The sequence below is a fragment of the Saccharibacillus qingshengii genome (genome assembly GCF_013185195.1).
Taxonomy (GTDB): Bacteria; Bacillota; Bacilli; order Paenibacillales; family Paenibacillaceae; genus Saccharibacillus; species Saccharibacillus qingshengii.
Window position 1 is genome coordinate 78,918 of record NZ_JAAZWC010000007.1, and the last position, 12,436, is coordinate 91,353.

At 57.4% G+C, this 12,436-nt stretch carries 9 protein-coding genes and 1 pseudogene; 7 read left to right on the forward strand and 3 right to left on the reverse strand.

The genetic code is table 11. The annotated features are described in order from the left end of the window. Positions 1-32: 32 nt before the first annotated feature. The 3 genes from HRQ60_RS08225 to HRQ60_RS08235 all read right to left on the reverse strand — a co-directional run bounded on the left by HRQ60_RS08225 (position 33) and on the right by HRQ60_RS08235 (position 5,004). Positions 33-629: an SDR family oxidoreductase gene (locus HRQ60_RS08225; protein ID WP_343044646.1), complete on the reverse strand. Its 597-nt coding sequence runs from the start codon at positions 627-629 to the stop codon at positions 33-35. Beyond that, positions 512-4,156 (reverse strand): non-ribosomal peptide synthetase, encoded by a 3,645-nt coding sequence (locus tag HRQ60_RS08230; RefSeq protein WP_172195242.1) that lies wholly within the window; start codon positions 4,154-4,156, stop codon positions 512-514. Before HRQ60_RS08230 ends, HRQ60_RS08225 begins: the two co-directional genes overlap by 118 nt. A 74-nt stretch (positions 4,157-4,230) precedes the next feature. Continuing rightward, positions 4,231-5,004: a 4'-phosphopantetheinyl transferase family protein gene (locus HRQ60_RS08235; protein WP_425501631.1), complete on the reverse strand. Its 774-nt coding sequence runs from the start codon at positions 5,002-5,004 to the stop codon at positions 4,231-4,233. A 212-nt stretch (positions 5,005-5,216) separates the two neighbouring features. On the opposite strand from HRQ60_RS08235, the pseudogene deoR reads away from it, so the two are divergent. From deoR to deoD, 7 genes and pseudogenes are all read left to right on the forward strand, one after another. Next, a pseudogene (gene deoR / locus HRQ60_RS08240) lies at positions 5,217-6,135 on the forward strand (DNA-binding transcriptional repressor DeoR). 126 nt (positions 6,136-6,261) lie between these two features. After that, positions 6,262-7,257 (forward strand): hypothetical protein, encoded by a 996-nt coding sequence (locus tag HRQ60_RS08245; protein WP_216671517.1) that lies wholly within the window; start codon positions 6,262-6,264, stop codon positions 7,255-7,257. 225 nt (positions 7,258-7,482) lie between these two features. Further along, the gene (gene deoC / locus HRQ60_RS08250; protein ID WP_172195246.1) at positions 7,483-8,148 is read left to right on the forward strand and encodes a deoxyribose-phosphate aldolase; all 666 of its coding nucleotides are present in this window, start codon (positions 7,483-7,485) and stop codon (positions 8,146-8,148) included. Between the two features lie 135 nt (positions 8,149-8,283). After that, on the forward strand, positions 8,284-8,682 hold the full coding sequence (locus HRQ60_RS08255) for a cytidine deaminase (RefSeq protein WP_172195417.1): 399 nt from the start codon (positions 8,284-8,286) through the stop codon (positions 8,680-8,682). Between the two features lie 252 nt (positions 8,683-8,934). Next, positions 8,935-10,137, forward strand: coding sequence for a NupC/NupG family nucleoside CNT transporter (locus HRQ60_RS08260; protein ID WP_172195248.1), 1,203 nt, complete (start codon positions 8,935-8,937; stop codon positions 10,135-10,137). A 43-nt stretch (positions 10,138-10,180) separates the two neighbouring features. Continuing rightward, positions 10,181-11,362: a phosphopentomutase gene (gene deoB / locus HRQ60_RS08265; RefSeq protein ID WP_172195250.1), complete on the forward strand. Its 1,182-nt coding sequence runs from the start codon at positions 10,181-10,183 to the stop codon at positions 11,360-11,362. A gap of 319 nt (positions 11,363-11,681) precedes the next feature. Then, positions 11,682-12,389, forward strand: coding sequence for a purine-nucleoside phosphorylase (deoD, locus tag HRQ60_RS08270; protein WP_172195252.1), 708 nt, complete (start codon positions 11,682-11,684; stop codon positions 12,387-12,389). Positions 12,390-12,436: the final 47 nt, after the last annotated feature.

The following is a 12,436-nucleotide window of genomic DNA, read 5'->3' on the forward strand; positions in this document are numbered from 1 at the left end:
TCGAATTTAAAGAAAAAAATTGCATATCTTCTTTAAAATTCATGATTTTCATCGGAATGGATATCCAAAAATCCGGTCTGCTTCGCGTAGCCGATCATCCGTTCAACCAGCGTGTCGTCCATTGCTCTCCAGGTAAATCCGAGCCGCTCCAGATAAGAAACGGTGCGATCGGAAGCGATCTCGAAGCGGGTCTGGATCTGTGCACTTTCGAGCCAGCCGTAATGCAGCATGATCTTGTCGATCTCCGCCCGCGACTCGCCTGACGAGAATTTTTCGGCCAGAGCGTCGACAAATTCTGCGAATTCAAGCGTCTCGACGGAATGGCCGAGTCTTTCTTTTGTCAAAATGCGGTGCATGCTTTCCAGGTTCGGATTAAGCAGATGGAAGATTTCATTCTGCAGGGCTTCCGGCTGCATCAACAGCAGGATCGCCCGGCTGACTCCGTCGACATAGGAGAAGTCCGTATCGGGTTCGAGTTCCGGCACCAGGCCAAGACGCGCGAACGACTGCATCAGGGTATAAAAAGCGTTGTCTCCGATATTTTGCTGGAATCTTCCCGTCTCCGAATGGAACACGACGTTGCCGAGCCGGTAGATACTGGTACGTATTCCACGCTCCCGGGCTTCCACCACTTTCCGTTCGGCTTCGAATTTGGTCTTGGCGTAATGCTTCCGGTATTCTGCATCACGAACATCGTATCGAACAGCGGACTGCGGCCGGCGATTCGCGGCACGTTAAGTTCGTTGACCAGCTCGCCCAGCTCATACTCCTGATGATCGAACGCGCCGAGCAGCTCGGCTTTGACTTCTCCCAGATAATCCGCAAAAGTCTTGGCTTTGTCCGGATACGTACGCAGCGGCAGCGTGTTGACGAACATGCCTATTACGCCGTGCAGCTCTTCTCGGCTCCGGTTGGCAACCGGCACGCCGACGATCACATCTTCCTGTCCGGCATAACGGCCGAGCAGGGTACCGTAGGCGGCCAGCATGACCATAAACAGCGTCGTTCCCGTACGGTCGGCCAACCGTTTGAGATCCGACTGCAGGCCCGCTCCGATCTCTCTATGCAGCGTGGCTCCGCGGAAGCTTTGTTTCTCGGGACGCGGTTGATCCGCCGGCAGCTGAAGCATCGGCAGCTCTCCGCTTAGACGCCCGCGCCAGTAACCGAGCTGCGAGTCGCGGATCGGAGCCGCGGCTTCGCGTTCATACCAGACGGAGAAGTCTTTGAACTGCACCGGCGGAGCGAGCTCTGCCGAATCATCTTGGTAAAAGGCCGACCATTCTTCGAAGAAGACATGCATCGATACGCCGTCCACCGCGATATGGTGGAAATCGAGCATCATGAAATGCAGCTCTTCCCCGCAGGAGACCAGCTCCGCGCGCATCAGCGGCGCTTGGCCCAGATCGAACGGACGAACGAAAGCGTCCATCCGTTCCCGGATTTCTTCTTCGCGGCCCTGCCGCACCGCCAGGCGCAGCCCGGCCTTTTCATGTACATGCTGCATGATCCGCTCGCCCAACAGTTCAAACGAAGTGCGCAGCGCCTCGTGTCTGTCCAGCATCCGAAGCAGCGAACGTTCCAGACGCCCGGCATCGACCGGTCCTTCGATCCGCAGCAGGGCAGGCGCATTGTAAGCCGTGCCGGCGCCTTCCATCTGCTCGATCAGGAACAGTCGGGCCTGCGCCGGATAAGCCGGGTAGCGCCCGGTCGGCGATTTCGGCGCGGTCGTGATCGAAAGTTCCCGCGCGGGAGCTCCGCCTGCGGTACGCTTGGCAATTTCTTCGGCCTGGGAGCGGACGGTCGTATATTCGAACAGCTCGCGAATCGAAAGCTTCGCCCCGAAGCGGCGTTCGATCCGGGCGCGCAGAACCGCAGCCTGCAGCGAGTGGCCGCCCACATCAAAGAAGCGGTCAAGAACGCCGAACCGGTCGTGTCCGAGAACACCGCTCCACAGCGAGTGCAGCCGTTCTTCCGTTTCGCCCAGCGGCATTTCCCGGTTCGTCTCTTCCAGAGACTCCGGCTGCGGCAGCGCGCGGCGATCGATCTTGCCGTTTGCATTGACCGGCAGTTTCTCCATCGCGACGAAGCGGGCCGGCACCATATAGTCGGGCAGGGTGCGCGCAAGCGCAGCGCTCCATTCGGCAGGTCCGCCGCTGCCCGACTCGACGTAGGCGCACAGATACGCATCGCCGGCCGCGTCCTGCAGAGGAACAACGATGCAGGTTCTCACGCCTTCGCATTCCAGAATCCGCTGCTCGATCTCGCCGATTTCGATCCGGAATCCGCGGATTTTGACCTGATGGTCGAGCCGGCCGAGGAACTCGATCGTACCGTCGCGCTTCCAGCGGGCCAGATCGCCTGTCCGGTACATGCGGACGCCTTCCCGGTAAGGATGGGGAACGAATTTTTCGTTCGTCAATTCCGGACGGTTCAGATACCCGCGCGCCAATCCGTCTCCGGCCACGCACAGTTCGCCGGCAACGCCGATCGGCTGCAGATGCCCGTAATCGTCGAGAATCAGAATCTGCGAACCCCGGATCGGCTTGCCGATCGGAATATTCGCTTCCAGCTCGGTCACCAGATGGGAAGTGGTCACGATCGTATTCTCGGTAGGACCGTAACAGTTGTGCAGCTCATAGGGGCGAGGGCGGAAAGTCTTGAGCTTGTCGCCGCCCGTCAGCAGCACACGCAGCGAATAGTTGTCGTATTCCATAAACTGCTCGCACAGCTGGGTCGGCAGGAACGCAACGGTGATCCCTTTTTCATTGAAATGATCGTTGAGTCCGGCAGGGTCGAGTCTGAGGTCTTCCGGAATCATATGGATAGATGCTCCCTGCAGCAGGTAAGGGAAAATCTCCCACACCGAAGCATCGAACCCGAATCCGGCATATTTGACGGTCCGGTCTTCCGGCGTAATGCGGAAATGATCGATATGCCACTGTGCGAGATTGATCAGCGAACGATGTTCGACGACTACGCCTTTGGGTGTGCCGGTCGAACCCGACGTATAGATGACGTAAGCGGGCGCTTCGGCGGAACCGGGGTTTAGATCGGCTTCCGCCGCTTCCCATTCCCGGGCGCTGTCGATATGCAGCGTAAGCCCGGCGTAGTCTTCCGGCGCCCGAAGCTGCGGGGTTAACAGCAGCAGCCCTGCCCCGCTGTCTTCCAGCATGAACCGGATCCGCTCCGCCGGATACTCGGGATCGATCGGCAGATATGCCGCACCGGTCTTCAGCACGGCCAGCACCGATACGATCATCTCGATCGACGGACGGGCCATAATGCCCGCGAGACCTCCGTCTCCGAGACCCGACCGGCGCAGTTCGGCTGCGAGGGCATTCGAACGGCGCTCCAATTCTCCGTAACTGAGCGAGCCGTCTTCGCAGACGACGGCTTCGCGGGACGGGAACAATGCCGCCTGCTTGGAGATCATCCGGTGGATCGGATCGGACGTTTCCACTTCTCCTGCCGCCCCGCTCCACAGATTCAGCAGGATCTCCCGCTCCTGCTCGCCGAGCAGATCGCTTTCGCCGATCCGGGCATCCGGAGACTGTTCCATACGCACGACGAGTCCGTGAAGGTGAATCAGCATCTCGCGGACGAAGCTTTCGCTGAAGACGTCTTCGCGGAATGCCGCACGGACGCGCAGACGGTCCGTACCCGTGAAGACGACAAACAGATCGCAGCCGGCAGCTTCAAGCGCTTGGACGGCCTGAACGTCCGGGCCGAATCCGATTCCCGTGTTATAAGGCCGCTCGGCAAGGCCCGAAGCGTACCAGTTCGCAAAGACCGAAGCTTCCTGTGCAAACTCGTTCGAGTCGCGCAGAAGGGCGGCCGCCGTTTCCGTACGCATGCGGAAGGTATCTTCCCGGCCGCCTCGAAACAGCAGCGGGGTCATGCCTTCCCGGGAAGAACGTTGAACCGCGAAAGCCAATTCTTCGGCGCGCAAATAGCGCTGCAGCAGAACCGACCAGGCCGCACACGCGTCTCCTTGGCGAAGCAGGGGATCGACCGCCAGAAACTCGCGTTCGACGACCCCGATCCCCGCCGCGACGGGCGGCGCCTCTCCTGTCAGCAGCGTCTTTTCTTCCACGGCCTCCAACTGCTTCAACCAATACGTTTCGATATCCGAAATTCGCTTCAACTCAGCCTTCATCGCTCTCGTTTTTCCCCTTCCGCTTCTTGTATCTTCTGGATTTTGGCCAAACAGGTTTCCTTCGCAGTCTTACGTTAGAGCAGCGCGCGAAATCTTGCGATCAGCTCGGGCACTTCAATAAATTGCACGTGGTCGGGCAGGCTTTCTTGGGGCTTCCGGCATACGGCCAGCGCATAACGTTCGGGAAACGGCGAATCGACTGCCAGTCTTGCAAGCGCCCACGATGTTCCTTCCGGTTTCCCGGGATCAATGACCCAACTTTCCCCGTCGAACCGCGGAGCGAACGTCTCGAGCGTATGCTTGTTGTTCAATCCGGTCCCTTCGGCTTTGAGCCAGCTCTCCAGCAGCGTCCAGCGCCCGTAGAAAAAATCGATCGTTTCGGTTTCCGTCATCCGCTTTGTCCGCTCGGCCGCTTCCGGTCCCAGCATCGTTTGAAGGGTAGCCCGGTCCAGCGGCTCGATCCGCTCCACATCGATGCCGACCTCGCTGTCTGCCGCGGCGCATACGACCACTCGCCCCGAGTGGGACAGATTGAAAGCGGGCGCCCCCGGCTGATCCAGATAAGGCTTCCCGTATCCGTTCCGGCGAAAAATAAGTTCTTCATAACGAAGCTGCAGCCGTTCGCCGAGCAGAGTGGAGACGAGCATATGCGACACGGCTCTGGAGAACCGGTCTTCTTCGCGTGCAAAACGCAAAATTCTGGCCTGTTCTTCCGAAAAAAAAGCGGGAAACCAACGGTTCCATTCCGCTGGGCCCGGCAGTGTTCGAAGAGCGGCGGCATACACTTGGATAGGATTAGCCCCCTTCCGGTTTGCCCAAATATGCGACGCAAGACACTTCAAATTCATTCTTCGTTCCCATGATACCAAAAATTCTCACCTAAAGAATATCGGAACATCCTCCGGAAAATCAAATATTTTTAAGAAAAAAGTATCATTTAATCCTTTAGACCCATTTTTTTGATCCCCACTTTTAGGTGACTTCCTTTCTTCCGTGCAAAGCGGAAAGCGGACACGTATAATGAGTTTAAAAAACCGAGGGGACGATCATGACGGATAAAATCGATCTGGACAGACAGCGGCTCAGTATTGAAGCGGCCCGCCTCTATTATCTGTCCGACTACAGCCAACAGGAAATCGCGACTCGACTGGGCGTCTCCCGTCCCACGGTATCGCGGCTTCTTCAACATGCCAAAGAAAACGGATTCGTCCGGATCAGTATCTCGGACCCGCTCGAAGATCTGGATGCGCTGGGTGCCGAAGTCGCGCGCCGATACGGCCTGCAAGGCGTACGCGTCTGCTACTCGCCCGAGAACGAATACCGCGAAATCCGCGGACGCGTCGCCACCGCAGCGGCGGAATATCTGGACGAGACGGTTCAGGACGGCGACATCATCGGGATCACCTGGGGCACTACCATGTATGCACTCGCACTCGGTCTGCGGCACAAACCCGTCAAAGGCGTGGAAATTGTCCAGCTCAAAGGCGGCGTCAGCCATTCCCAAGTGCCTACCTACGCGGCGGAGACGGCCAACTTGTTTGCGGAAGCGTTTGGTACCGTCGCCCGCTATCTGCCGCTGCCCGTTATTTTTGACAGTGTGGAACTCAAGGAAATGGTCGAGGAAGACCGGCATATCCAGCGGATCATCGAATTGGGACGCCAGGCCAATGTCGCTGTCTTTACGGTTGGCACGGTCGAAGAAGATGCCCTGCTGTTTCGCCTGGGCTACTTCGACGACCGGCAGCGCCAGATGCTTCGGGCATCGGGGGCCGGCGATATCTGCTCCCGTTTCTTCGACGATCGGGGCCAGATTTGCAGCGAAGAGATCAATGCCCGAACCGTGGGAATCGACCTGCCCGAACTGCGCCGCAAAGAAAAATCGATCCTGGTCGCGGGCGATCCGCGCCGCCCTTGCGGGGCGATATGCCAATATCCTCGTAACCGACCAATTTACGGCCCTGTCGCTGCTGGCGGATTGAATTTGTCCGCCAACCTGCCGATATAGATAGAACCTTGTCGACGCTATCGGTCAAGGGACTAGAACGCGAAGTCTTTTCGCGTATCGCTTGTCGATCTACGGACAACCTGAAAGGTGCGGAATCCCCATGAAGACTCATCCCATCATTTCCCGCTGCCTCGTTTTTTGTCTGCTGCTGGCCTGGTCTTCCGGTTTGACGGGAGCCGGCAGCGCCTATTCGCGCGAGCCGGGCGGATTCTCGACCTGGGTGTGGAACCCCTGGCTGCTGCGTTCTTCGTCCGACGATCTGCTGCGTTTCGCGGCGGCAAACGATATCGATACCTTGTATCTGCAGATCGACCCGGATATGGATCCCGCGGACTACGCGTCGTTTATCCGCCGCGCTTCGGCGCAGCAGGTCCGTGTATACGCACTGGACGGGGCGCCCCGCTGGGCACTTGAACGCCGTCTGCCGGAAGCTTTTATCGATTGGCTGTCCACGTATCAGTCCGGGGCTTCGGCCGAGGAACGGTTCGCCGGGATCCATGTCGATGTAGAGCCTTACCTGCTCCCGGAATGGACAAGCGGACAAGACGCTCTCCTGCGATCCTGGAAAGACAGTATCGGAACCTTATTGTCGGGCGCAGGCCGACTGGGTCTGAACGTCGAAGCCGATATTCCTTTTTGGTTCGACGAACATGCCATGCCCGGCGAGCCGGGCACGTTAAGCGCCTGGCTGATCGGACGGTTCGACGGCGTAACGATCATGGCTTATCGCGATTCCGCGGAGCGGATCGCCGATGCGGCGCGAAACGAACTGGCGGAAGCCGAAAAACTGGGCAAACCGGTACGGATCGCGGTGGAAACGAACCCTTCTTCGGAAACGCCCAAAGTCACTTTCTACGAAGAAGGATCCTCGTTGATGAACGCCCAGCTTGAAGAAGTCCGGACTCTTCTCGGCAAAAGTCCGGCGTTCGCCGGCTTTGCCGTGCACGATTACGAAGGCTGGAAGAAACTCCGGGAGAAGACGGCTGCGGCCGCCGCTTCCCGCAAATCCTCTTCGCTGACTGCCGGCGGTGCGGCTGCGTCAGCCTCCAAAGCCGTGCGGCCCGCCGCCCGAAAATCGATTCCTGCAAACAAATAACGTATTCGATCCATCGGTCCCGCTCGCTCCGCTTCTCTCTGTTCCCAGAGAAAAGCGGGGCGGGCGGTTTGCGTCTGCGGGTATGGATCTGCGTTTTCGCCGCTGCCGCATCCGTCTTGAATACTGCCTTTTAATTTTATTGAACAAAATTTCATGTAACCTTTTGCATTTGTTCACGAAGGTGGTATGATAAGAGTAAATCCGAATTCGAAGGAGAGATCCACGATGAATCTTGCATCCATGATCGACCATACGCTTCTGCGCGCCGACGCTGCGGAAACGGAAGTCGCCAAGCTGATCGAAGAAGCGAAGACTTACAAATTCGCTTCCGTCTGCGTTAATCCGACTTGGGTAGCCTACTCGGCCGAACGCCTGAACGGTACCGAAGTGAAAGTCTGCACCGTTATCGGCTTCCCGCTGGGAGCTTCCACGCCGGAGACCAAAGCGTTCGAGACCCGCGACGCGATCGAAAAAGGAGCCGGAGAAATCGATATGGTTCTCAACATCGGCGCCTTGAAAAGCGGCAACGCCGAATTGGCCGAGCGCGATATCCGCGCCGTTGTGGAAGCCGCTTCGGGCAAAGCGCTCGTCAAAGTCATCATTGAGACCTGCCTGCTGACCGACGAAGAAAAAGTCCTTGCCTGCGAAGTGTCCGTGCGCGCGGGAGCCGACTTCGTCAAAACGTCCACCGGCTTCTCCACGGGCGGAGCAACGCCTGAAGATGTCGCCTTGATGCGTAAAACCGTCGGTCCCGACATCGGCGTCAAAGCTTCGGGCGGCGTTCGCAGCCGCGAAGACATGGAAGCGATGATCCAAGCCGGCGCAACGCGCATCGGAGCAAGCTCCGGCGTGAAGATCATGCAGGGCGGCCAGTCCGACTCTTCGTATTGATCGAAGCGGATCGAAGCCGGACCCCGTCTATCGGGCGGGGTCGATGCTTCGAATTCGTTTTACGAACGAATGTAAGCGTTTCGTCCCTTATTTCGAATACTTGATCCCAGGAGGTCTTCCCAGATGAGCCATCCCATGAAAGACCGTCTTATCGAAGCCGCGATCGAAGCCCGGTCGTCCGCTTACGTCCCTTATTCCCACTTTGAAGTCGGCGCCGCGCTGCTCGCCGGCGATACCATTTACTCCGGCTGCAATATCGAGAACGCTTCGTTTGGCCTGACGAACTGCGCCGAACGCACCGCTATTTTCAAAGCCGCCTCCGAAGGCGTACGCCGTATCGAAGCGATCGCGGTCGTAGCGGATACGGAAGGCCCGGTCTCTCCGTGCGGCGCCTGCCGCCAGGTGATTGCGGAGTTTGCCGACGAGAATACGCGCATCTATCTGACGAATCTTCATGGCAATACCGAGGAATGGACGATGGATCGTCTGCTTCCGGGATACTTCCAGGCCAAAGATATGGACAAGACGAAATAGAACGGTTGACGGACGTTTCCGCTTCTGCCCGGCAGCGGAGGAAACGTCCAACCCTTTCGCTTTCGTTTCCTTCTTCTCTGTTTTTGTAACCGCTTCAATCATTTTCCGCCGTCGGCAGCCGCTCCCTTCTCATAAAGAAAGTCACGCCCGATGAGGCCCGACGCTTTTTGCTTTCGGAGTCCGGTGCCTGCCTGCTTATCCGTCAACACCGCTTTTTTTGCTTACCAAATAACTTCCGGGAGATATCCGCACATGCATATTCTTATCGCTTTGCTCGGTTTGGTTGTCGTATTCGCTCTGGCCTTCGTGGCCAGCAACGGGCGAAAAAAGATTCGTTACCGTCCATTAATCGTCATGATTGTGCTGCAGGCGCTGCTGGCGTTCCTGCTGCTCAACACCGTACTGGGTACCACGTTAATCAGCGCATTTTCCAATACGTTCGAGCATCTGCTCGGGTACGCCAAAGCCGGTATCGGCTTCGTATTTGGTGGTCTGACAAGGAATGAGACCCCGGATGGCCCGGCAACCGTCTTTTTCCTGGACGTCCTGATGCCGATCGTCTTCATCTCGGCGCTGATCGGTATTCTTCAATACCTGCGCATCCTGCCGTTCATCATCCGCTACATCGGACTCGTGCTGAGCAAGATCAACGGCATGGGCAAGCTCGAATCGTACAACGCCGTCGCATCGGCCATTCTTGGTCAATCCGAAGTATTCATTTCCGTCAAAAAACAGCTGGGGCTGCTGCCGAAGCATCGGCTGTACACCCTCTGCGCCTCGGCCATGTCCACGGTCTCCATGTCGATCGTTGGCGCTTATATGGGTCTGATTCCGCCGAAATACGTTGTTACTGCGCTCGTACTCAACCTGTTCGGCGGATTTATCATCGCTTCGATCATTAATCCTTATAAAGTGACGCCTGAAGAAGATATACTGGAAGTGCAGGAAGAAGAGAAGCAGTCGTTCTTCGAAATGCTCGGCGAATACATCATGGACGGCTTCAAGGTCGCGATCGTCGTGGCCGCCATGCTGATCGGTTTCGTCGCCCTGATCGCCATGCTGAACGGCATTTTCGCCGCGATTTTCGGCATCTCGTTCCAGGAAATGCTGGGCTACGTCTTCTCGCCATTCGCTTTTGTCATGGGTATTCCTTGGAACGAAGCCGTTACCGCCGGCAGCATCATGGCAACCAAATTGATGACCAACGAATTCACCGCCATGTTCGAATTGAAAGCCTTGATCGAAGCCGGAGGCCTGAGCGATCGGACGATCGGTATCGTATCCGTCTTCCTCGTCTCGTTCGCCAACTTCTCCTCGATCGGCATCATCGCCGGAGCGGTCAAAGGGCTGCACGAGAAACAGGGTAACGTTGTCGCAAGATTCGGACTCAAACTGCTGTACGGCGCGACGCTCGTCAGCATGCTCTCGGCCATCATCGTCGGATTGTTCATTTAACGCTTAAGGTGTAAAATAGGATTTTTCGAAAGGAGCATAAACCATGTCTACATTCAAACGTATTCACCTGATCGTCATGGACTCGGTCGGTATCGGCGAAGCGCCGGATGCCGCGGAGTTCGACGATTTCGGAGTCGACACTTTCGGCCATATTGCCCGCGAAATGGGCGGTCTGAACATGCCGAATATGGCCAAACTCGGCTTGTCCAACATCGAGGAAGTCCAGGGGGTAGCCAAAGCGGACCGCCCTCTCGCCTACCACACCAAAATGCAGGAAGCTTCCCGGGGCAAAGACACGATGACCGGACACTGGGAAATCATGGGCCTGTATATCGATACGCCGTTCCGCGTGTTTCCGGACGGCTTCCCGGACGAGCTGATCCAGCGGATCGAAGAGAAAACCGGACGCAAAGTGATCGGCAACAAACCGGCCAGCGGCACGGAAATTCTCGACGAACTCGGCGAAGAACACATGAAGACCGGCGCGCTGATCGTTTACACATCGGCCGACTCCGTTCTCCAGGTCGCTGCGCACGAAGATATCGTTCCGCTCAAGGAACTGTATGAAATTTGCGAGTTCTGCCGCGAAATCACGCTTGAAGATCCCTACATGCTCGGACGTATCATCGCCCGTCCGTTCGTCGGCGAACCGGGAGCATTCAAACGTACCTCCGGCCGTCACGACTACGCGCTGAAACCTTTTGGCCGCACAACCATGAACGAACTGCAAGATGGCGGCTTCGACGTCATCGCCCTCGGCAAAATCGCCGACATTTACGACGGCGAAGGCGTGACCAAATCCGTTCGCACCGTATCCAATATGGACGGCATGGACAAGCTGGTCGAAGAAATGGGCCAGCCGTTCCACGGCCTGAGCTTCCTGAACCTCGTCGATTTCGACGCCCTGTTCGGCCATCGCCGCGATCCCGCCGGCTACGGCCAAGCGCTCGAAGAATACGACGCCCGTCTGCCGGAAGTGTTCGAGAAAATGACCGGCGACGACCTGCTGCTGATCACCGCCGACCACGGCAACGACCCGACGTACCGCGGCACCGACCATACGCGCGAATACGTCCCGCTGCTCGCCTACTCACCGAGCTTCGCAAGCGGCGGCACCAAACTGCCCGTGCGCACCACTTTTGCCGACATTGCCGCTACCGTCGCCGAGAACTTCGGCGTCAAGATGCCGGAATACGGCACCAGCTTCCTGGGCGATTTGAAGTAGGACTGTGTCGGCTTCGGAAGTAAGCTGCGTTATGAGAGCGGATCTGTCGACCGCTTCAAGGCGACATCATTATTCGAATGGGGTTTCCCTATCCAATAGAAGGAGAATGCGAATTGGATTTGGGTCTGACGTTTCATCCTGTGCAGAGCCGAGCGGAGAATCGGCCGGAGCCGGAGAAACGAAGTGTTCGCATCTGTATGCCTATTTTCACCTTATAAAGCTTCAATCCAAAAAATAGGTAGGCAGCGGCGATCGAAGGCCCGTCCGATTCGCAGCGTCTCCAAACACCCACATATCCGAAAACGGAGGTTTTAACCCAATGAGTGTTCATATCGAAGCCAAAGTCGGCGACATCGCCGAAACGATCCTGCTCCCCGGCGATCCGCTGAGAGCCAAATTTATCGCCGACACGTATCTCGAAGACGTTGTCTGCTACAACCAGGTCCGCGGCATGCTCGGTTTTACCGGCACGTACAAAGGCCAGCGTATTTCTGTTCAAGGCTCCGGCATGGGTATTCCATCATTCGCGATCTACGCCAACGAGCTGATCAGCGAATACGGCGTGAAGAACCTGATCCGCGTCGGTACCTGCGGCGGCATGCAGGAAAGCGTCCGCGTCCGCGACGTTATCCTGGCACAGGCCGCGTGTACGGATTCCAGCATGAACCGCAATACGTTCCCGGGCTTCGACTTCGCTCCGATCGCAAGCTTCGGTCTGCTGAAAGAAGCGTACGAGCGCGCCGTGGACAAAGGACTGAACGTACATGTCGGCAACATTCTCAGCTCCGACATCTTCTACCGCGACGACAAGACGGTTACGACCAAACTGATGGAGTACGGCGTACTCGGCGTCGAAATGGAAACGACGGCGCTGTACTCGCTGGCGGCGAAATTCGGCGTCAACGCCCTAACGATCCTGACCGTAAGCGACCACCTGCTGACCGGCGAAGAAACAACGTCGGCCGAGCGTCAATCGACGTTCAACGACATGATGGAAGTGGCATTGGAAACGGCTCTGACCCTGTAATAGACATCGACCGGCCGGATTCGCCTACTGCGCGAAATACGGCCGGA